Origin of the sequence: Terrabacter sp. NPDC000476, assembly GCF_040300125.1 — a bacterium.
GTDB lineage: Bacteria > Actinomycetota > Actinomycetes > Actinomycetales > Dermatophilaceae > Terrabacter.
On record NZ_JBEPDF010000002.1, the window covers coordinates 418,869 to 439,035 of the forward strand.

General features: G+C 72.7%; 19 protein-coding genes and 1 pseudogene. 7 read left to right on the top strand and 13 right to left on the bottom strand.

Annotated elements, in window-relative coordinates; genetic code table 11:
* Position 1 precedes the first annotated feature (1 nt).
* A complete protein-coding gene (locus tag ABT295_RS14400; protein ID WP_352395091.1) occupies positions 2–1,375 on the bottom strand; it encodes an L-serine ammonia-lyase in 1,374 nt (457 codons plus the stop codon).
* 153 nt (positions 1,376–1,528) lie between these two features.
* On the opposite strand from ABT295_RS14400, the gene ABT295_RS14405 reads away from it, so the two are divergent.
* Complete coding sequence (locus ABT295_RS14405; RefSeq protein ID WP_352395092.1) at positions 1,529–2,485, top strand: ornithine cyclodeaminase family protein; 957 nt, start codon at positions 1,529–1,531, stop codon at positions 2,483–2,485.
* Here ABT295_RS14405 and ABT295_RS14410 read toward each other — a convergent pair.
* The 5 genes from ABT295_RS14410 to ABT295_RS14430 all read right to left on the bottom strand — a co-directional run bounded on the left by ABT295_RS14410 (position 2,475) and on the right by ABT295_RS14430 (position 7,900).
* Positions 2,475–3,125: an NAD(P)H-binding protein gene (locus ABT295_RS14410; RefSeq protein WP_352395093.1), complete on the bottom strand. Its 651-nt coding sequence runs from the start codon at positions 3,123–3,125 to the stop codon at positions 2,475–2,477. The two genes, ABT295_RS14405 and ABT295_RS14410, sit on opposite strands and share 11 nt — an antisense overlap.
* A gap of 126 nt (positions 3,126–3,251) precedes the next feature.
* Positions 3,252–4,067: an SRPBCC family protein gene (locus ABT295_RS14415; protein WP_352395094.1), complete on the bottom strand. Its 816-nt coding sequence runs from the start codon at positions 4,065–4,067 to the stop codon at positions 3,252–3,254.
* A gap of 7 nt (positions 4,068–4,074) precedes the next feature.
* Complete coding sequence (locus ABT295_RS14420; RefSeq protein ID WP_352395095.1) at positions 4,075–4,932, bottom strand: FAD binding domain-containing protein; 858 nt, start codon at positions 4,930–4,932, stop codon at positions 4,075–4,077.
* Positions 4,929–7,412, bottom strand: coding sequence for a xanthine dehydrogenase family protein molybdopterin-binding subunit (locus tag ABT295_RS14425; protein WP_352395096.1), 2,484 nt, complete (start codon positions 7,410–7,412; stop codon positions 4,929–4,931). The genes ABT295_RS14420 and ABT295_RS14425 overlap by 4 nt, the downstream gene beginning before the upstream one ends.
* A complete protein-coding gene (locus tag ABT295_RS14430) occupies positions 7,409–7,900 on the bottom strand; it encodes a (2Fe-2S)-binding protein (protein ID WP_352395097.1) in 492 nt (163 codons plus the stop codon). Before ABT295_RS14430 ends, ABT295_RS14425 begins: the two co-directional genes overlap by 4 nt.
* 166 nt (positions 7,901–8,066) lie before the next feature.
* Here ABT295_RS14430 and mgrA point away from each other — a divergent pair, with 166 nt between their 5' ends.
* Entirely contained in the window at positions 8,067–9,110 is a 1,044-nt protein-coding gene (gene mgrA, locus ABT295_RS14435) for an L-glyceraldehyde 3-phosphate reductase (RefSeq protein ID WP_352395098.1), read from the top strand.
* Positions 9,111–9,124: 14 nt separating this feature from the next.
* Here mgrA and ABT295_RS14440 read toward each other — a convergent pair whose 3' ends face one another.
* A complete protein-coding gene (locus tag ABT295_RS14440; RefSeq protein ID WP_352395099.1) occupies positions 9,125–9,694 on the bottom strand; it encodes an NADPH-dependent FMN reductase in 570 nt (189 codons plus the stop codon).
* Between the two features lie 63 nt (positions 9,695–9,757).
* On the opposite strand from ABT295_RS14440, the gene ABT295_RS14445 reads away from it, so the two are divergent.
* Positions 9,758–10,273 carry a PaaI family thioesterase gene (locus tag ABT295_RS14445; RefSeq protein WP_352395100.1) on the top strand — a complete coding sequence of 172 codons (516 nt, stop codon included), beginning with the start codon at positions 9,758–9,760 and terminating at the stop codon, positions 10,271–10,273.
* A gap of 146 nt (positions 10,274–10,419) precedes the next feature.
* On the opposite strand, the gene ABT295_RS14450 is transcribed toward ABT295_RS14445, so the two are convergent.
* Genes ABT295_RS14450 through ABT295_RS14470 form a run of 5 tightly spaced genes read right to left on the bottom strand, consistent with a single transcriptional unit; the run spans position 10,420 to position 14,739 of the window.
* The gene (locus tag ABT295_RS14450; RefSeq protein ID WP_352395101.1) at positions 10,420–11,589 is read right to left on the bottom strand and encodes an XdhC family protein; all 1,170 of its coding nucleotides are present in this window, start codon (positions 11,587–11,589) and stop codon (positions 10,420–10,422) included.
* Positions 11,582–12,691, bottom strand: coding sequence for a vWA domain-containing protein (locus tag ABT295_RS14455; protein WP_352395102.1), 1,110 nt, complete (start codon positions 12,689–12,691; stop codon positions 11,582–11,584). The genes ABT295_RS14450 and ABT295_RS14455 overlap by 8 nt, the downstream gene beginning before the upstream one ends.
* On the bottom strand, positions 12,688–13,590 hold the full coding sequence (locus ABT295_RS14460) for an AAA family ATPase (RefSeq protein WP_352395103.1): 903 nt from the start codon (positions 13,588–13,590) through the stop codon (positions 12,688–12,690). The genes ABT295_RS14455 and ABT295_RS14460 overlap by 4 nt, the downstream gene beginning before the upstream one ends.
* Positions 13,591–13,637: 47 nt before the next feature.
* Complete coding sequence (locus ABT295_RS14465; protein WP_352395104.1) at positions 13,638–14,300, bottom strand: nucleotidyltransferase family protein; 663 nt, start codon at positions 14,298–14,300, stop codon at positions 13,638–13,640.
* A gap of 43 nt (positions 14,301–14,343) precedes the next feature.
* Complete coding sequence (locus tag ABT295_RS14470) at positions 14,344–14,739, bottom strand: VOC family protein (RefSeq protein ID WP_352395105.1); 396 nt, start codon at positions 14,737–14,739, stop codon at positions 14,344–14,346.
* A 172-nt stretch (positions 14,740–14,911) separates the two neighbouring features.
* On the opposite strand from ABT295_RS14470, the gene ABT295_RS14475 reads away from it, so the two are divergent.
* Both ABT295_RS14475 and ABT295_RS14480 read left to right on the top strand, forming a co-directional pair.
* Positions 14,912–16,192: a threonine/serine exporter family protein gene (locus ABT295_RS14475; RefSeq protein ID WP_352395106.1), complete on the top strand. Its 1,281-nt coding sequence runs from the start codon at positions 14,912–14,914 to the stop codon at positions 16,190–16,192.
* A 142-nt stretch (positions 16,193–16,334) separates the two neighbouring features.
* Positions 16,335–17,141 (top strand): hypothetical protein, encoded by an 807-nt coding sequence (locus tag ABT295_RS14480; protein ID WP_352395107.1) that lies wholly within the window; start codon positions 16,335–16,337, stop codon positions 17,139–17,141.
* A gap of 72 nt (positions 17,142–17,213) precedes the next feature.
* Here the strand turns inward: ABT295_RS14480 and ABT295_RS14485 are convergent, their stop codons facing one another.
* Positions 17,214–18,911, bottom strand: coding sequence for a ribonuclease J (locus ABT295_RS14485; protein WP_352395108.1), 1,698 nt, complete (start codon positions 18,909–18,911; stop codon positions 17,214–17,216).
* Positions 18,912–19,107: 196 nt separating this feature from the next.
* On the opposite strand from ABT295_RS14485, the pseudogene ABT295_RS21175 reads away from it, so the two are divergent.
* Positions 19,108–19,491 (top strand): annotated as a pseudogene (locus tag ABT295_RS21175) (putative immunity protein); the annotation flags it as partial.
* A gap of 117 nt (positions 19,492–19,608) precedes the next feature.
* Entirely contained in the window at positions 19,609–20,061 is a 453-nt protein-coding gene (gene arr / locus ABT295_RS21180; protein WP_502991178.1) for an NAD(+)--rifampin ADP-ribosyltransferase, read from the top strand.
* Positions 20,062–20,167: the final 106 nt, after the last annotated feature.

A 20,167-nucleotide genomic window follows, 5' to 3' on the forward strand; every position in this document is an offset into this window, starting at 1 on the left:
CTCAGCACTCGATGACGTTGACGGCGAGGCCGCCGCGGGCGGTCTCCTTGTACTTCACCTTCATGTCGCGACCCGTCTCGCGCATCGTCTTGATCACCTTGTCGAGGCTGACGACGTGCGACCCGTCCCCGCGCAGCGCGGTGCGGGCGGCCGTGATGGCCTTGACCGAGGCGATGGCGTTGCGCTCGATGCACGGGATCTGCACGAGACCGCCGACTGGGTCGCAGGTGAGCCCGAGGTTGTGCTCCATGCCGATCTCGGCGGCGTTCTCGACCTGCTCCGGCGTGCCGCCCATGACGGCGGCCATCGCGCCCGCGGCCATCGAGCACGCCGAGCCGACCTCGCCCTGGCAGCCGACCTCGGCGCCCGAGATCGACGCGGTCTCCTTGTAGATGACGCCGATCGCGCCCGCCGTGAGCAGGAACCGGACGATGCCGTCGCGGTCGGCGCCGTTGACGAAGTTCGCGTAGTAGTGCAGCACCGCCGGGATGATGCCGGCCGCGCCGTTCGTCGGCGCCGTCACCACGCGACCACCGGAGGCGTTCTCCTCGTTGACGGCCAGCGCGTAGAGCGTGATCCAGTCCATGCCGCGGAGCGGGTCGTCGCTCGTGCCCTCGAGCTGCAGCCGGCGCGCGAGCTCGGGCGCGCGGCGCCGCACCCGCAGGCCACCGGGCAGCACGCCCTCGGTGGCGATGCCGTTGCGCACGCACTCCTTCATGACGCGCCAGATCTCGAGCAGCCCGTCGCGCACCTCCTGCTCGGTGCGCCACGACAGCTCGTTCTCGAGCATGATCCGCGCGATCGACTTGCCCGTCTCCCGGCAGTGCGCGAGCAGCTCGTCGCCGGTGCGGAACGGGTGGGCGACGGGCGTCGAGTCCTCGACGATCTTCGTCGAGCCGTCGGCGTCCTCGCCGACGACGAAGCCGCCGCCGACGGAGTAGTAGGTGTGCTCGGCGACGACGCTGCCGTCGGCCGCGAGCGCCGTGAACGTCATGCCGTTCGGGTGCACCGGCAGCGTCTTGCGCCGGTGCAGCACGAGGTCCTCGAGCTCGACGAAGTCGATCTGGTGCTCACCGAGCAGCGAGACGCGCTTCGACGCGCGGATCTCGGCGAGCCGGCCCTCGACCTTGCGCGGGTCGCACAGCTCGGGCCGCTCCCCGGTCAGCCCGAGCAGCACGGCCTTGTCGCTGCCGTGCCCGTGGCCGGTCGCGCCGAGCGAGCCGAAGAGCTGCGAGCGCACCCGCGCCACCTGCGTCAGCGTGCCCTCGTCGCGCAGCCGCTCGGCGAAGAGCGCCGCGGCCCGCATCGGGCCGACGGTGTGCGAGCTCGACGGCCCGATGCCGATCGAGAAGAGATCGAAAACGCTGAGCGCCATGGTGTCCTGACTTCGTGTCGTCGTTGACGGCCGTCGCCGCGGGGTGGTGGGCGACCGACCGAGCCTACGTCCCGTGCGCGTCCGCACGCACCCGAGGAGGGATGCCGGCACGCCCACCGCGCGGCCGCGTGCCCTCTCGCCTAGGGTCGGGGCGTGCAGCAGCCGCGATGGGTCGACGCCGCCGGGGTGCGCCGCTCCGTGTCGCCCGACCGCGCGCGCCGGCTCATCCGCCGCGAGCTCGCCGACGGTTTCGACCCCTCCACCGACCCGCCGCGCCTCGCGGCCACCGTCGGCGAGGGTGACGGCTCCGGCCAGCTGCTCGTCATGCCGTCGGCGACCCGCACCGGCGCGGGCGTCAAGGTGCTCTCGGTCGCGCCGGGCAACCCCGGGCGCGGGCTCGACCGCATCCAGGCCGTCTACGTCCTGCTCGACCCCGACACGCTCGCGCCCTCGGTGCTCGTCGACGGCACGGCCATCACGTCGCTGCGCACGCCCGCCGTCTCGGCCGTCGCCATGGACGCCCTCGCCCCCGACGGGGTGGAGTCGGTCGTCGTCGTCGGCAGCGGGCCCCAGGCGCTCGGGCACGCGGAGGCGCTGCTCGCCATCCGGCAGCCGGCCTCGGTGACGGTCGTCGGCCGGAGCGCCGACGCGGCCCGGGCCACGGCCCAGCGCATCTCGGGGCTCGCGTCGAGCCACCGGATGGCTACGCGAGGCCTCACCGTCGACGACCCGGCGTTCGAGGCGGCGGTGCGCGACGCGCAGGTCGTCGTCACCGCCACCTCCGCCGCCACGCCGGTCATCGAGGACGACTGGGTGGCCGACGGCGCCTGCGTCGTCGCCATCGGCTCGCACGAGCCGCACCGGCGCGAGCTCGGCTCAGGCCTGCTCGGCCGCTCGCTCGTCGTCGTCGAGGACCTGCAGACCGCCCACCGCGAGGCGGGCGACGTCATCCTCGCCGCGGCCCAGGGGCCGCTGAGCTGGGACGACGTGCACACCCTGGCCGACGTCGTGCTCGGGCGCGTGACGAGGGCCACCGACCGGCCGAACGTCTTCAAGAGCGTCGGCATGGCCTGGCAGGACCTCGTCATCGCCGAGCACGTCAGGAGCTGACGACCTCGTCGATGGCCTGCAGGCCGTCGTTGAAGGCGAGGATCCGGCGCGCCGTCGTGTCGGGGTGCGCGACGACCGAGCGGATGACGTGGGCGACGTTGTCGCGCGAGACCTGGCCGGCCTCGACGCCGTCGCCCGTCTCGATGTGGCCCGTCGCCGCCTCGAGCGTGAGACCGCTCGGGCGCAGGATCGTCCACGCGAGGTCGGTCGTCTTCAGGTGCTCGTCGGCGGCCGCCTTGGCCTCGGCGTACGCGAAGAAGCCGTTGTCCTCGGGCACCCCGTGGTCGGGCCCGGCGCCGAAGTAGCTGACCATGACGTAGCGCCCGACGCCGGCCCGGACGGCCGCGTCCATCGAGCGGATCGCGGCGTCGCGGTCGACGGCGTACGTCCGCTCGGGGCTGCCACCACCCGCTCCGGCCGACCACACGACGACGTCGCTGCCGCGCACGAGGTCGGCGATCGCGTCGGTGTCGCTGCTCTCGACGTCGAGCACGGTCGCGCTCGCGCCGGTGGCCTCGACCTCGGCCACGTGGTCGGGGTTGCGCACGACGGAGACGACCTCGTGGCCGTCGGCGACGAGCAGCGGTGCGGCGAGCAGCGCGACCTTGCCGTGGCCGCCGATGAGGATGACGCGGGACATGACTCTCCTAGGGGTTGGGGCGGGTCTTGTCGTTCCAACAGCCGGGGGCGAGCAGGTATGCCGCAGGCCCGGTCGCGTGCGCGTCCGGGCCTGCGGGGTGGTCGGGTGCCTGTGGCCCGTCGGGGCTCAGGCGTCGCGGTCGTGACCGATGAGCCAGCCGACGACGATGCCGACGAGCGCCGCGAGGCCGTAGCCGGCATACCGCTTGATGAGCACCGGCATGACGGCGGAGCCGAGGTCGAGCGCGGCGTCCTCCTCCACGTCCGAACCGACGCGTTGCGGGGGCGGCGGCCGGTGCGCCGGCTGGGCCGGCGTCGACGGCGCGGTCGACGGCGGCGCCGCCGACGTGGGTGCCCCGGCCGGCGCGGCCGACGAGGCTCCCGTGTCGGCCGCGAGGGCGTCGGAGGCCGAGTCGACGAAGCCACCCACGGGCGCGGCCGGTGCGTCCGGTGCGGATGCCGTCGCGGACCCGTCCGCACCCCCGGCCGGTGCGGCCTCGGGACCCGTCAGCTGCTTCTCGATGCAGGCGACGAAGGCCTGGAGCAGCTTGTCGGAGACGTCCTGCATGACGCCCCGGCCGAACTGCGCCGGCTTGCCCGTGACCGCGAGGTCGGTGACGACGTCGGCGCGGGTGCCGTCGCCGTCCGGGGTCAGCGTGAGCGTCACCGTCGCGCCGGCCGTGCCGTTGCCGCGCTTGTCCTTGCCCTTGGCCGAGATGACGGCGTGCTTGGCCGCGTCGTCGCGCTCCTCGAACGAGCCGGAGCCGGAGTAGACGAGCGCGATGGGGCCGAGCTTGACCTTGACGGTGCCGCTGAAGCCGTCGTCGGTCACCTCCGTCACCGTCGCGCCCGGGAAGCAGCTTCCGACGCGTTCGAGGTCCATGAACAGGGCCCACGCGTCGTCGACCGAGGTCGGCACCGTGAACGAGTGGGTCAGCTCCATCCGGCGATCACGCTCCCGCCGCGGCGAGCACCGCGCGCCGCGTCAGCACCGCGGCGAGGTGCCGGCGGTAGTCGGAGTCGCCGTTGAGGTCGGCGGGCGGGTTCGTGCCGTCGTTGACCGAGGCGACGGCCGCACGCACGGCCTCGTCGGTCGCGGGCTGTCCGACGAGGGCCTCCTCGACCGATCGCGCCCGCAGCGGCGTCGAGCCCATGTTCGTCAGGCCGACGCGGGCCTCGGCAATCGTGCCGCCCTCGCTGCGCACCGTCGCGGCGATGCCGACGATCGACCACTGGTGGCTGACCCGCACGAACTTCTCGTAGTGCGAGCCCCACCCGGTGTGCTTCGGGACCCGGATCTGCGTCAGCAGCTCGCCCTCGCCGACGGCCGTCGTGAAGAGGTCCTCGAAGAAGTCGTCGGCCGCGACGGTGCGCGTCGAGCCGCCCGCCCCGGCGATGACGAGCTCGGCGCCGAGCGCGAGCGCCGGTGCGCCCACGTCACCGGCCGGGTCGGCGTGCACGAGCGCGCCACCGATGGTGCCGCGGTGGCGGATCTGCGGGTCGGCCACCGTGGCGACGGCCTTGGACAGCAGACCCGCGTGCGTCGACACGGCCTCGGAGGCCAGCACGTCGGCATACGTCGTCATGGCACCGATGACGAGGTGGTCGCCGTCCTCGGTGACACCCTGCAGCTCGGCGATGCGGCCGAGGTCGATGACGACGCCCGGCGCGTTGAGGCGCATCCGGAGGATGGGCAGCAGCGACTGGCCGCCGGCCAGCACCTTGGCCTCGTCACCGTGCTCGGCGAGCGCCGTGATCGCGTCGGCCACGGAGGTGGGGGCGAGGTAGTCGAACTGGGCGGGGATCATGCCTGGCTCCCATCGTTCGCAGCGCCGGGATCCTGGTTGGGCACGCCCTCGTCGAAGTGCGGCTGCGCGTCGCGTTCGCCCTCGCCGGGCACCGAGCGCCCCTTCTGGATCGCCTTCCACACCCGCTCGGGCGTGCACGGCATGAGGATGTCGTTGACGCCCATCGGGCGCACGGCGTCGACGATGGCGTTGACGACCGCCGGCGTGGAGGCGATGCAGCCTGCCTCACCGACGCCCTTGGTACCCAGGGTGTTGTAGGTCGACGGAGACACCGTGTGGTCGGTGACGAAGCTGATCGTGTCGGCCGAGGTCGGCAGGGTGTAGTCGACGAACGAGCCGGTCACGAGGGTGCCCTGCTCGTCGTACTCCGCGCCCTCCCAGAGAGCCTGCGCGATGCCCTGGACGAGCCCGCCGTGCACCTGCCCCTCGACGATGAGCGGGTTGATGATGGTGCCGATGTCGTCGACGCAGACGTACTTGCGCATCGTCGTGGCCCCGGTCTCGGTGTCGACCTCCATGGCGCACAGGTGCGTGCCGTGGGGGAAGGAGAAGTTGTCGGGGTCGAACGTCGCGTCGGCGTCGATCGAGGGCTCCATGCCGTCGGGCAGGTTGTGGCCCGTCCACGCGGCGATGGCGACCTCGGGCATCGAGATGCCCTTGTCGGTGCCCTTGACGCCGAACTTCCCCGCGGAGAACTCGATGTCGTCGACGCTGGCCTCGAGCAGGTGGGCCGCGACGACCTTCGCCTTCTCGATGACCTTGTCGGCAGCGCGGACGACGGCCTCGGCGCCCACGACGAGCGAGCGCGAGCCGTAGGTGTCCATGCCCTTGGGCGAGATCTGCGTGTCGCCGTGCAGCACCTCGACGCTCTCGAAGGGGACGCCGAGCTTGTCGGCGACGATCTGGCTCCATGCCGTCTCGTGGCCCTGGCCGTGCGGCGAGACGCCGGTGACGACCTCGACCGTGCCGGTGGCGAGCATCCGGATGCTGGCGCTCTCCCAGCCGCCGGCGCCGTAGTTGAGCGCGCCGAGGATGCGGGACGGGGCGAGGCCGCACATCTCGGTGAAGGTCGAGATGCCGATGCCGAGCTGGACCGGGTCGTTGCTCTCGCGGCGGCGCTGCTGCTCGGCGCGCAGCTCGTCGTAGCCGAAGAGCTCCTTCGCCTTGTCGGTCGCGGCCTCGTAGTTGCCCGAGTCGTAGGTCATGCCCGCGACCGTCGTGAACGGGAACTCGTCGTGCGTGATCCAGTTCTTCTCGCGGATCTCCATCGGATCGACCCCGACCTCGGCCGCGAGCTCGTCCATGAGCCGCTCGATGGCGTAGGTCGCCTCGGGCCGGCCGGCGCCGCGGTAGGCGTCGACCCACGTCTTGTTCGTGTAGTAGTTCGTGAGGTTGAACTGGTAGGCGTCGAACTTGTAGATCGAGTTGAACATCCACGCGCCGAGCACGGGCACGCCGCCGCCGACGAGCGCCGCGTACGCCCCGAGGTCGGCCATGAGGTCGACCTTGAGAGCCGTGACGCGGCCGTCCTTCTCGGCGGCGAGCGTCAGCTTCTGCCACTGGTCGCGGCCGTGGTGGCCGCTCACCATCGTCTCGGAACGGGTCTCGGTGTACTTGACCGGCTTGCCGAGCTTGCGGGCCACGGCGAGGGTGGCGAACTCCTCGGGGGTCGTCTGCAGCTTGCCGCCGAAACCGCCACCCACGTCGGGGGCGATGACGCGGATCTTCGACTCGGGCAGGCCGGTCGTCGCGGCGATGCAGAAGCGCAGCACGTGCGGCACCTGCGTGGCCGACCACATCGTCACCTGCTCGCCGGTCGGGTCGACGACGGTCGAGCGCGGCTCCATGAAGGCGGGGATGAGGCGCTGCTGGCGGTACTCGCGCTCGATGACGATGCCGGTCTCGCGGGCCTTGGCGATCGCCTCCTCGACGTCGCCGCCGCTGCCCTGGCCGGCCGAGTCGAGCTGCCACGTGGCGCTCGTGTTCGTGCCGAGGTCCGGGTGGGCGAGCACCTCGTCCTTGGCGGCCTCCTTGAGGTCGAGCACCGCGGGCAGCTCGTCGTAGTCGACGTCGACGAGCTCGGCGGCGTCACGGGCCGCCGAGGACGACCGGGCCGCGACGACGGCGACGATCTCACCGGCGTGCGCCACGTGCGAGACGGCGACGGGCAGGTGGTCGGGCGTCTTCTGCTCGGCCGAGACCGGCCAGGCGGTGATGTTGACGCCCTGGATGTCCTTGAGGTCCTCGCCGGTGAAGACCCCGATGACGCCGGGGGCCGCCTTGGCCTCCGACACGTCGATGGCGCTGATGGTGGCGTGCGCGAACGGGCTGCGCACCATGGCGAGGTGGAGCATGCCGGGCAGCTGGATGTTGTCGGTCCAGCGCGTGCGGCCGGTGATGAGGCGCTGGTCCTCCTTGCGGCGTCGCGCCTTGCCGATCTCGGGAGCGGCCTCGGCGGGCCGGTCGTCGGTGACGGTCATGACGACACCGCCTGCGAGCTCGCGCCGCTCATCGTGCCCGCCGCCTGCTGCACGGCCTTGACGATGTTGTGGTAACCGGTGCAGCGGCAGAGGTTGCCCTCGAGGCCCTCGCGGATCTCCTGCTCGCTCGGGTTCGCGTTGTTCTTCAGCACGTCGCAGGCCTGCATGATCATGCCCGGCGTGCAGTAGCCGCACTGGAGGGCGTGGCACTCGTGGAAGGCCTGCTGGACCGGGTGGAGCTCGCCGTTCTCGGCGAGCCCCTCGATCGTCGTCACCTCGTGACCGTCCGCCTGGACGGCGAGGACGTTGCACGACTTCACGCTCGTGCCGTCGAGGTGGACGGTGCAGGCGCCGCAGTTGCTCGTGTCGCAGCCGATCACCGTCCCCGTCTTGCCGAGGTTCTCGCGAAGGTACTGGACCAGAAGGGTCCTGGGCTCGACCTCGTCGGAGTAGCTCACTCCGTCGACGGTCACGGAAATGCGGGTCATGCGCTCGTCCTCCCTGCCACGCTGCAGTTGACTTGCCGATTGACTTCTCAGGCGACTTCCCCGAGGCGAGTCTTACTCGGGTTCAACTACTTCACAAGGGGAACGCCGCAACCTCGGGCGGGACCCGGCTTCCACGGCACACGCAATGCAGACGAGACTGGGGCACATGACTCTTCACGCCGACGACTACCAGGCCGACCGCAGCCGCTACGACTCGATGACCTACCGCCGCACCGGCCGCTCGGGGCTCGACCTGCCCGCGGTGTCGCTCGGGCTGTGGCACAACTTCGGCGACGACGTGCCGCTCGAGCGCCAGCGCGCGACGCTGCGCCGCGCCTTCGACCTCGGCGTCACGCACTTCGACCTCGCGAACAACTACGGCCCGCCCTACGGCAGCGCCGAGCGCAACTTCGGCGCCATCTACGCGCAGGACTTCAAGCGCTACCGCGACGAGCTGATCCTCTCGACGAAGGCCGGCTACGACATGTGGCCGGGCCCGTACGGCCAGGGCGGCGGCAGCCGGAAGTACGTGCTCGCCTCGCTCGACCAGTCGCTCGCGCGGATGGGCGTCGACTACGTCGACATCTTCTACTCCCACCGCTTCGACGAGACGACGCCGCTCGAGGAGACGATGGGCGCGCTCGACACCGCGGTCCGCTCGGGCAAGGCGCTCTATGCCGGCATCTCGAGCTACTCGGGCCCGCGCACGGCCGAGGCGGTCGCGATCCTGCGCGACCTCGGCACGCCGCTGCTCATCCACCAGCCGAGCTACTCGATGCTGAACCGCTGGGTCGAGGAGGACCTGCTCGACGTGCTCGGCGAGGAGGGCGTCGGCTGCATCGCGTTCAGCCCGCTCGCGCAGGGCATGCTGACCGACAAGTACCTGGACGGCGTGCCGGAGGGCTCACGCGCCTCGCAGGACAAGTCGCTCTCCACCGACCTGCTGACCGAGCAGAACCTCACGCACATCCGCGCGCTCAACGAGATGGCGAAGCAGCGCGGGCAGTCGCTCGCGCAGATGGCGCTGGCCTGGATCCTGCGCGACGAGCGGGTCACGTCGGTGCTCATCGGCGCGTCGTCCGTGGGCCAGCTCGAGAACAGCCTCGGCTCGCTGCACAACCTCGAGTTCAGCCAGGAGGAGCTCGACACGATCGACCAGCACGCCGTCGAGGGCGGCATCAACCTCTGGAAGACCTCCAGCGCCCACTGAGGCCGGCGGCCCCGTCAGTCACGCGGGAGGACCGTGAGCACGCGCTCGACGTGGTCACGGAACTCCCGCATGAAGTCGGTGAGGAACTGGCGCATCGAGTCGTCGGTGACGGTGCTGTCGTCGGCGATGGCGCCGGGCTCGAGGCGGATGTAGGCCTCGGGCGAGGTCATCTGTCGGGCGTTGCAGAAGCTGAGCACCGCACGGAGGCTCTGTTGCGCCAGGGCGGTGCCGATCTGGCCGGGCGAGGCGCCGATGACGGCGGCCGGCACGTGGTTGAAGGAGTTCTCGCCCCACGGGCGCGAGGCCCAGTCGATCGCGTTCTTCAGGGCGCCGGGGATCGAGCGGTTGTACTCCGGCGTCACGAAGAGCACGGCCGACGAGGCCGCGATGGCCTCCTTGAGGGCGCGCGCCTCGGCGGGGTAGTCGCTGTCGAAGTCCGGGCTGTAGAGCGGCAGGTTGCCGATGGGGATCTCGGTGAACTCGAGGTCGCCCGGCGCGAGCGCGATGAGCGCCTGCGCGAGGGTCCGGTTGAGCGAGGTCGATGACAGGCTGCCGACGAAGTAGCCGACCTGGTACGTGCTCATGAGTGTCCTCCTCCGTGCGGGAGCTGTGTCGGGTGCCCTACCCGCCCCGCGTAGGTTGAGCGTATGCCGGACGCACCCGTCGACGTCGACCGTGACCTCCCGCTCAGCATCCAGGAGCGGCTCTACCCCGACCTGCCGTGCTTCGGCTGCGGGCCGGGCAACCCCAAGGGCCTGCAGCTGCGGAGCTACCCGCTGGGTGCCGACGACTCCGACCACTCCGCCGGCTCCGAGGGCGTGGGCGCGTCGTTCACGCCGTGGCCCGAGCACGACAACGGGCTCGGCTACCTCAACGGCGGCATCATCGGCACGGTCCTCGACTGCCACAGCGCGGCCGCCGTCATGCTCGAGGCCGAGCGGCAGGGCTGGCCGCCGCTGCCCGGCGCCGACCTGTCGTACGTGACGGCGGGGCTCGACGTGCGCTACCTGCGGCCGGCGCCGCTGCACGACCCGGTCGAGCTGCACGCGGTCGTCACCGAGGCGTCCGAGCCGCAGATGACGGTGCGGGTCGAGCTGCGCTTCGACGGCAAGGTGCGCGCCGAGGCGACGGCGCTCTGGAAGCGCTGGCGCCCCCGCACCTGACACCGAACCCGGCGCGGCGGCTGCGGTCATCCCTCGGGCGCTCGCATCCTGCTCCGGAAAGCGGAGCAGCTTCCGAGTCGAGGCTCGGTTCCTGCTCCGGAAAGCGGAGCAGGGTGCGAGCGCGGCGACGGTGACCTGCCCTCCCCTCAAAGGCCGAGCGGGTTGTCGTGCGCGGGGTGGTGGTGGTGGATCGGTCCGTCGGTCGCGGCGAGTCGGTCGCCGGCCCCGCCCCAGCGCAGCGCGATGATCTCGGCTGCGATCGAGACGGCGGTCTCCTCGGGCGTGCGGGCGCCGAGGTCGAGGCCGATCGGCGAGCTCATCCGGGCCAGCTCGTCGTCGGTGAGCCCGGCCTCGCGGAGGCGCTCGAGCCGGTCCTCGTGGGTGCGGCGCGAGCCCATGGCGCCGATGTAGGCGACGTCGGGCAGGCGCAGCGCCACCTCGAGGAGCGGCACGTCGAACTTCGGGTCGTGCGTGAGCACCGCGATGACGGTGCGGCCGTCGACCCGGCCCTCGTCGACCTCGTGCTGGAGGTAGTCGTGCGGCCACCTGACGACGACCTCGTCGGCGCCGGGGAAGCGCGTCTTCGTCGCGAAGACCGGGCGAGCGTCGCAGACGGTGACGTGGTAGCCGAGGAAGCTGCCGACCCGGGCCACGGCGGCGGCGAAGTCGATGGCGCCGAAGACGAGCATCCGCGGCTTCGGGGCGTGCGCCGCGACGAAGACGCGCATGCCTTCACCTCGTCGCTCGCCGTCGGGACCGTAGGTGAGGATCGCCGAACGGCCTTGTGCGAGAAGGCCCCTCGCGTCGTCGCGGACGGCGTCGTCCGCGCGGCCACTGCCGAGCGAGCCGAGGATCGACTCGTCCTCGTCGCCCTCGGCCTCGGGGTGCACGACGACCCGCCGGCCCACCCACGAGGGCTCGGGGTGCTCGATGACGGTGACGACGGCGACGGGCCGGCCGGCTGCGACGTCGGCGGCGACCTCGCCGAGCTCAGGGAAGGTTTCCCGTGAAACCTTCTCGACGAAGACGTCGAGGATGCCGCCGCAGGTGAGCCCGACGGCATACGCGTCGTCGTCGCTGACGCCGTAGCGCTGGAGCACGGGGTCGCCCGACGCGACGACCTCCTGGGCCAGCTCGTAGACGGCGCCCTCGACGCAGCCGCCGGAGACGGAGCCGACGGCCTCGCCGCCGGGGCCGACGAGCATCGACGCGCCGGCCTGTCGCGGCGCCGAGCGCCACGTGCCGACGACGGTGCCGACGCCGACGGTCTCGCCGGCCGACCACCACTGCATCAGCTCGTCCATCACCTCACGCACGGGCCACCACCTCGATCAGCTCCTCGAACGCCGCGAGCGAGTGCCCCGCGACGAAGTCGTCGATGTGCGGCAGGGCCGCGACGATCCCCTGCTGCACCGGCTCGTAGCCGAGCTTGCCGCGGTGCGGGTTGGCCCACACGACGCGGTGCGAGAGCGCGGCGAGCCGGCGCATCTGCTCGCCGAGCGCCTCGGGGCCCTCGCGCTCCCAGCCGTCGGAGAAGACGACGACGACCGACCCGCGGGCCATGCCGCGCCGGCCCCAGCGGTCGAGGAACGCACCGACGGCCTCCCCGAGGCGGGTGCCGCCCGACCAGTCGGGCACCACGCGGCCGGCGGCGGCGAGCGCCCGGTCGGGGTCGCGCTCGGCGAGGGCCCGGGTCACGTGGGTCAGGCGGGTGCCCATGGTGAAGACCTCGACGTGCGGGACCGTGCGCACGAAGACGTGCGCGAGACGCAGGAGGCTGTCGGCATACGGGCTCATCGACCCGGAGACGTCGACGAGCAGCACGATGCGGCGCGGGCGGGTGCCGCGGCGACGGTGGTGGATGCGGCCGGGCTCGCCCATGCGGCGCAGCTGCTCGCGCAGGGTGGCGGGGCCGTCGACGGTGCCGCTGCCGGCGCGGACGTGGCGGCGGGCGCGGCGCATCGGCGAGCGCGGGCCGAGGGCGGCGAAGAGCCGCGCGGCGGCGGCGCGGTCGGCAGCGCTCAGGGTCGCGACGTCGCGGTGGCGCAGCACCTCCTGCGCGCTCGACTGCGCCTCGAGGGTGTCGTTCTCGCCGTCGCCGCCCTCTCCCTCGCCGTCGTCGAGCGGCGCCTGGCGCACGGGCGGGCGCTGCACGTCGACGGGGCGGCCCTTGGGGATGTCCTCGCCGCCGAACCAGCGCTCGAAGAGCTCGTCGTAGGCCGGGAAGTCCGCGGGCGTGCTCGTCAGCGTCGAGCGCCCGGCCCAGTAGACGCCGGCGCGCTCGCCCATGCCGACGGTGGCGGCGGCCACGAGGAAGGTGCGCTCACGGTCGGCGGTGACGTGCACGCCGGCCGCGCGCAGGGCGCGCGCGAAGCCGAGGAGCAGCTCGTCGGGCTGGGGGTCGGCGGCACGGTTCATGCGGTGAGGAGCTTGTCGAGCGAGGCCCGGATGCGTTCGGAGTCCTCGCGGTACTTGAGGGCCGCGCCGAGGGTCGCGGCGGCGACCTCGGGGTCGAGGCGCGTCGCGCCGACGGTCTCGAGCGCGCGCGCCCAGTCGAGGGTCTCGGCGACGCCCGGGGGCTTGATGAGCTCGCCGCTCGTGCGCAGGCGCTGCACGAGGGTGACGACCTGCTCGGCGAGCGTCGCGCTCACCTCGGGGAGGCGGGTGCGCACGATCTCGAGCTCGCGGGCGAGGCCGGGGTGGTCGATCCAGTGGTAGAGGCAGCGGCGCTTGAGCGCGTCGTGCAGCTCGCGGGTGCGGTTGGAGGTCAGCACGACGATCGGCGGGGTCGAGGCCGCGACGGTGCCGAGCTCGGGGATCGTCACCTGCCAGGTGGAGAGCACCTCGAGCAGGAAGGCCTCGAACTCGTCGTCGGCGCGGTCGATCTCGTCGATGAGCAGGACGCACGGGGCCTGGCGGAGGGCCTGGAGCACCGGACGGGCGAGCAGGAAGCGCTCGTCGAAGAGCTCTGCCTCGAGCGCGGCGGTGTCGGTGGGGCTCGCGTCGTGCTGCGCATCACGGCTCAGGGCCTCGACGGTGCGCAGGTGCAGGATCTGGCGCGGGAAGTCCCAGTCGTAGAGGGCCTGCGTCGCGTCGATGCCCTCGTAGCACTGGAGGCGGATGAGCTCGAGGTCGAGGGCCTGCGCGAGGCCCTCGGCGAGGGCCGTCTTGCCGGTGCCGGGCTCCCCCTCGAGCAGGATCGGCCGGCTCAGCCGGGTCGCGAGGAAGGTGATCGTCGCGAGCGCCTCGTCGGCGAGATAGCCCGTGCCGCCCAGGGCGGTCGTGACGTCGTCGGCACTGGCGAACAGTTGATCCATTACCGCAGCATTCCTGATGAACCCGCCGTGCGAAAGCGCGGGGCGTCCTAACGGGACGCGTCGAGCTCGTCGGGGGTGTCGACGTCGCGCCCGGTGGCGAGGTCGCCGCACTCGACCAGCTCGTGCGGCGTGGCCCGGAAGTAGTGCCGGGCGCCGTGGTCGCCGCTCGCCGAGGCGATGACCGACTCCCAGTGGTCGCGGCCGATCAGGGCCGGGTGGCCGGGCACGCCGCCGTATGCCGCCCGGCGCAGCGCTGCTCGCAGCCCGTCCTCCGCGGAAGGGGCGTCGAGGACGCGGGCGACGACCTCGGGGGTCAGGTCCGGGAGGTCGACGAGGGTGACGAGCACGGCGTCGACGCAGCCCTCGCCCTCGTGGGTCGAACGGGTGAGGGCGGTGAGGCCGGCGCGGAGGGAGGCGCCCATGCCCTGGTCCCAGTCGTGGCAGGTGACGACGTCGACGTCCCGACCGAGCGCGGTGACGATGGCGGTGACCTCCTCGGCGGCCGCCCCGACGACGACGGTGGCGCCGGAGCACCCGCCGGCGTGCAGGAGCGAGACGGCCCGCTCGACGAGGGTGGGCTCGTCCGGGCGCCGCCGGACGAGCGCCTTGGGCCCGCCCATCCGGCGCCCGGCACCAGCAGCGAGCACGAGGCCGCGCACGTGAGCAGCACGCCCGTGCACGGCGGTCGGGGAGGGATCGTGGTCGGTCACGCTCGGAACCTACCCGGCACGGGCGACCGAGGTGGACCGGATCTCAGGCCTCCGGGAAGCCGGAGTCGACACAGAGGATGTTGCCCTCGCTGTCCTTGAACCAGGCCGCCTTGCCCATTCCGGCCATGTCGGCGACGCCGTCGTCCCACTCCACGCCCGGCATCTCGTAGGTCTCGAGCGTGACGCCCTTCTCCTGCAGCGCGCGCGCCTCGGCCACGACGTCCTCGACGTGGAATTGGGCGATCGTGTGACCGGCCTGGCCGGCGTACTCGGTCTGGTAGACGCTGAACGCCGTCCCGCTGCCGGTGCGGTAGACCAGCATCCCGCCCTCACCGAACTCGGCGACAGGGGTCAGTCCGAGCACGTCGGCGTAGAACGAGCGGGCCCGCGCGATGTCCGCTGCGGGGATGTTGGCGGTGACGGAAGCACCCGTGAGCATGGTTTCCTCCTGGTGATCGGGCGGGACCGGGAGCGGCCCTCTTCCGCAGTACACCCACCCCGACCCGTGGCGCAGCCGAATCCTGATCCGGGGTCGGCCACCACGACCCGCCCCGGCATGATGACGCCATGACGAGTGCCGTGGTCGAGCCAGCCTCCGAGAGCACCGCGCCATGACCACCCCGGCGCGCGGCGGTGACGACCCACAGGTCGAGGCCCGTGCACTGCTCTCGGAGCTCGGGACGGCGATGATCGCGACCGGTCAGCCGGTGCAGGAGATCGAGGAGGAGCTCGCCGAGGTGAGCGCCCGGCTCGGCTACCCCGACGTGCAGACCGCCGTGGGACCCACCGGGCTCATGATCACGCTGACTCCCGGGGGTGCGAGCACCTACCGTGCCGCCGTGGCCGGTCTGCGCCTGCACCAGGCGGCGAACGTGCGCCTCATCCGCCACCAGCTGCTCCACGGCGAGCTCACGGTCCAGCAGGCGCGCGACGAGCTCGCCGCCACCGCGACGCGCCCCGTCCAGCAGCCGCCGTGGCTCGTCGCCCTCGCGTGGCCGGTCCTCGCCGTCGGCATCGCGCTCATCCTCCAGCCCGGCTGGGCCAACGTCGCCGCCGCCGCGGTCTGCGCCCTGCTCGTGCTCGTCCTCGTCCAGCTCGCCGAGCGCTACGAGGTGGTCAAGGCCCTGCTGCCGACCCTCGCCGCCTTCGCCGTGTCGCTGGCCGTGTTCGGCGCTGCCGAGGCGGGCCTGCTCGAGGGGCCGCTCCGCACCGTGCTCCCACCCCTCGCCGTCCTGCTCCCCGGCGCGCTCGTCGTCAACGGGATGTCCGAGCTCGCGGCCGGGCACATGCAGGCCGGCTCGGCCCGCCTCGCCTACGGCCTGAGCCAGCTCGGCCTCTTCGCCCTCGGCCTGCTGATGGCCACGACCCTGCTCCGCATCCCGACGACGACGCTCGCCAACGTGCGCGTCGACGAGATCGGCTGGGCCGGTGCCCCCGTGGGACTGGTGCTCCTCGGCGCGAGCATCTGCCTCATGGAGGGCGTGCCGCTGCGCCTGCAGGGCTGGGTGCTGCTCGTGCTCAGCCTCGCCTTCGGGGCGCAGGTGGCGGGGCAGGAGCTCGGCTCCATCGCCCTCGGCGGCTTCGTCGGCGCCATCGCGGCTAGCCTCGGCGCGAGCGTCGTCGAGCTGCGCCGCCCCCTGCTGCCGCGCCTCGTGCTCTTCCTCCCTGCCTTCTGGCTGCTCGTGCCCGGCAGCCTCGGCCTCGTGGGGGTCACCGAGCTCGCCGCGGGGCGCGAGTCGGTCACCGACGTCGCCCTCGGCCTGCTCGGGGTCGCCATCGCCATCTCGCTCGGCCTGCTCGTCGGGTCGTCGGTCGGGCGCGCCCTGCGCGGCCGGCTCGCGGCTCCCGTGCCGGACGAGGCGACCTCGCCACCCCTCGCCACGGCGGACTAGAGTCGCACCTGCAACACCCCGTCCTCTCGCCAGGACGGGGTGTTGTTCGTCGCCCCCGGGTGCGGGCACCGCCGTATGGGTACGGACCGTAGGCTCTAGGGGCCAACTGGCACCTGTGACCAGCCACGCCGAGGAGCCACCCGTGTCTCAGACCTCATCCCGGATCAGGACGATCCTGCCGACGTCGAGCCGCACCGCTCTCGGCGCCACCGTCGCCACCGGCCTGCTGACGGCCCTCGCGCAGGCCCCCGAGCGGCTGGGCCGACTGCTGCGCGACCGCTACCCGATGGTCGCCGTCACCGGCATGACCGGCGTGGGCAAGAGCCAGCTCGTCGACCGCCTGACCCGCCGCACGACCGACGACGCCGTCGCCGAGGTCGGCTCGGCCGTCATGGAGCGCCGCACCCGCAAGGGCGCCCGGCTCCACGGCTTCCGCTTCCTCGTCGTGCCCGGCGACAACGCCGCCACCCGCCTCGGCGCCCTCGACGAGGTGTTCCACGACGAGCCCGTCGACGGCGTCATCCACGTCGTCGCCAACGGGTACGCCACCCCGCGCCGTGCCGGCGGCACCACCGGCACCGCGACCGCCACCCGCGAGGAGCAGCTCGCCGCCGAGCTCGAGGACTGGTCGATCACGTCGCACCGCATCGCCTCGATGGCCGTGCGCCGCTCGAAGCCGATCTTCCTCATCATCGCCGTGACGAAGACCGACCTCTACCCGCACGACATCGACGAGGTCGTGCGCTACTACTCCCCGGGCAGCGGCTCGCCCTTCGGCGACCGGATCGACGCCCTGCGCGCGCTCGCCGGCGGCGCGAAGCTCTCGGTCGACGTCCTCCCGGTGTCGAGCCAGGGCGGCGACAAGAAGGCCCCGCTGCCCGACAAGCAGGCCGGCGCCATGGTCGACAAGCTCGCCGACCGGCTCGGCCAGCTCAGCGGCCACGCCTGACCGGGCCCTCTCCGGAGAGGGCCCGGCCTGGCGGCCTGGCGGCCTGGCGGCCGGCGTCGGCTCGGCGTCGGCTCAGGCGTCGACGATGACCGGGATGATGAGCGGGCTGCGGCGGTGCTGCCGCTGGGCCCAGCTGGCCGCGGCCCGGCGCACCAGCTCCTCGACCTGCTCGAGGTCCTCGATGCCGTCCTGGCTCGCCTTGGTCAGCGCCTTCTGGATCGCCGGCGTGGCGGCCGAGAAGTCCATGACGTCGGGCGTGAAACCGTGGGCGAGGTAGTCCGGCTTCTCCGTCAGCTTGCCCGTGTCGGGGTCGACGATGCAGACGATCGTCACGACGCCCTCCTCGGCCAGCGTGCGCCGCACGTGCAGCGTCGCCTCGGTCGTGCCGCCGACGTTCATCGAGTCGACGTAGACGAGGCCCGCCGGCACGTTGCCCACGATGCGGGCCCGGCCGCCGACGAGGTCGATGACGCTGCCGTCCTGGGCGATGAGCGCGCGCGCGGGGTCGAGGCCGGTGCGCACGGCGATGTCGGCGTTCGCCTTGAGGTGGCGCCACTCGCCGTGCACGGGCAGGGCGTTCGTCGGGCGGATGATGTTGTAGCAGTAGGCGAGCTCGCCGGCGCTGGCGTGCCCCGACACGTGCACCTTGGCGTTGCCCTTGTGCACCACGTTGGCCCCGAGCCGGGTCAGCTCGTTGATGACGCGGTAGATCGCGTTCTCGTTGCCGGGGATGAGCGAGCTCGCCATGAGCACGGTGTCGCCCTCGACGATGCTGACCGGGTGGTCCTTGTTGGCCATCCGGGCCAGCGCGGCCATCGGCTCACCCTGCGAACCCGTCGCGACGATCGTCATCTGGTCGGCGCGCAGCCGCTCGAGCGCCTTGAGGTCCTTGACGACGAGGCCGTCGGGGATGGTGAGGTAGCCGAGCTCGCGGGCGATGCCCATGTTGCGCACCATCGAGCGTCCGACGAAGGCCACCTTGCGGCCGTGGCGCTGGGCGGCGTCCAGCACCTGCTGGATGCGGTGCACGTGGCTGGCGAAGCTCGACACGATGACGCGGCCGGTCGTCGTGCGGAAGACGGTGTCGATGGCCGGGGCGAGCTCGCCCTCCGACACGGTGAAGCCGGGCACCTCGGCGTTCGTCGAGTCGGCGAGGAAGAGGTCGACCCCCTCCTCACCGAGGCGCGCGAACGCGCGCAGGTCGGTGACGCGGCGGTCGAGCGGGAACTGGTCCATCTTGAAGTCGCCGGTGCACAGGGCCAGGCCCGCCGCCGTGCGGATCGCGACGGCCAGGCCGTCCGGGATCGAGTGGTTGACGGCCACGAACTCGCAGTCGAAGGGCCCGAAACCGCGCCGGTCGCCCTCCTTGACCTCGACGGTCACCGGCTTGATGCGGTGCTCGACGAGCTTGGCCTCGATGAGCGCCAGCGTGAGGCGCGAGCCGACGAGCGGGATGTCGGGCCGCTCGCGCAGCAGGTAGGGCACGCCGCCGATGTGGTCCTCGTGGCCGTGCGTCAGCACGATGGCGTCGATCTTGTCGAGGCGGTCCCGGATCCACGTGAAGTCGGGGATGATGACGTCGACGCCCGGCTGGGACTCGTCGGGGAAGAGCACCCCGCAGTCGACGACGAGCAGCCGGCCGGCGTGCTCGAAGACGGTCATGTTGCGGCCGATCTCGCCCAGGCCGCCCAGCGGGACGACCCGCAGCCCGTCGTTCGGCAGCGCCGGCAGCGCGTCGTTGCTCCGGCGACGGGGGCCCCGCCGGCTCATCGCCGGGCCTCGGTCGCGGACCCCGCGCAGCGCAGGGGAGTGGGGTGGTGCGACGGGATGTTCACGGGCTTCTCCGAGCTTGGGACTGACCTCTGGCGTGTCGGCCCAGGAGGGACCCACGCCCCTCATCGTGGCAGGAATGCCGCGCCGGGTCACAAACGCCCCTCCGGGCGGCCCCGTTGGCATACTCGGTGGGATGCCGACCGCCACCGGTGACTTCGAGCTGACCACCGACGAGCTGCGGGCCGTCGTCGCGTATGCCGTGTCGTGCGCCGAGCCCACCCTCGTCCTCTTCGAGCGGGCCGAGCCCGACGACCCGCGCCCCGCGGCCGCGCTCGACGCGGCCCGCGCGTTCGCCACCGGAGCGCGGCGCTCGCGCCTGCAGCGGACCGCCGCCACCGACGCCCACCGGGCCGGGAAGGAGGCGTCGACCGAGCCCGCCCGGCACGCGGCGACCGCTGCCGGCGACGCCTGCGCGGCGGCATACCTGCACCCGTTGGCGAACGCGACGCAGGTGCGCCACCTCCTCGGCTCGGCCGCTCACGCCGCCCGGGCGGCCGAGCTGGCGCGCGGCGACGACCCCGTGGTGGCGGAGTACGTGCTCGACGCGGCCGCGAAGCGGGCCACGCCGGAGCTGCTCGACGTGCTCGGGCGCTACCCGCGGGCACCGCACGGGCGCACCCGGGTGGCCGAGCTCATGACCCGGCTCGACAGCCTGCTCCGCGACCCGCGCCCGACGCCGCGCGTCGTCGACGATCCCGGACCCTTCTTCCACGGGACGCGTGCCGACGTCGCCGTGGGCGACCTGCTGACCCCGGGATGGCTCACGAACTACGGCTCGGGCCGGGTCTCGAAGCACATCTACGTCACGGCGAGCGAGAACGGCGCCCCGCTCGCGGCCGAGCTGGCGCGGGGCGACGGGCCGCCGCGCGTCTACCGGGTCGAGCCCCTGGGCACGATCGAGGACGACCCGAACGTCACCGACAAGCGCTTCCCCGGCAACCCGACGCGCTCCTACCGCACGACGGAGCCGCTGCGCGTCGTCGAGGAGGTGCTCGGCTGGGAGCCCCCGTCGCCGGAGGTCGTCGAGCGCATCCGCGCCCACACGGGCGAGCTGGCCGAGCTCGGCATCGAGGCCATGGACGACTGAGCGGCTCTGTCGGTCTTCAGGTTTGGCATTCGTCCGCACCCTTCGGGCGATTGCCCCGCAAGCACCACGAATCGTCAGCGGGAGCGCACGCAACCGGGTCGACATC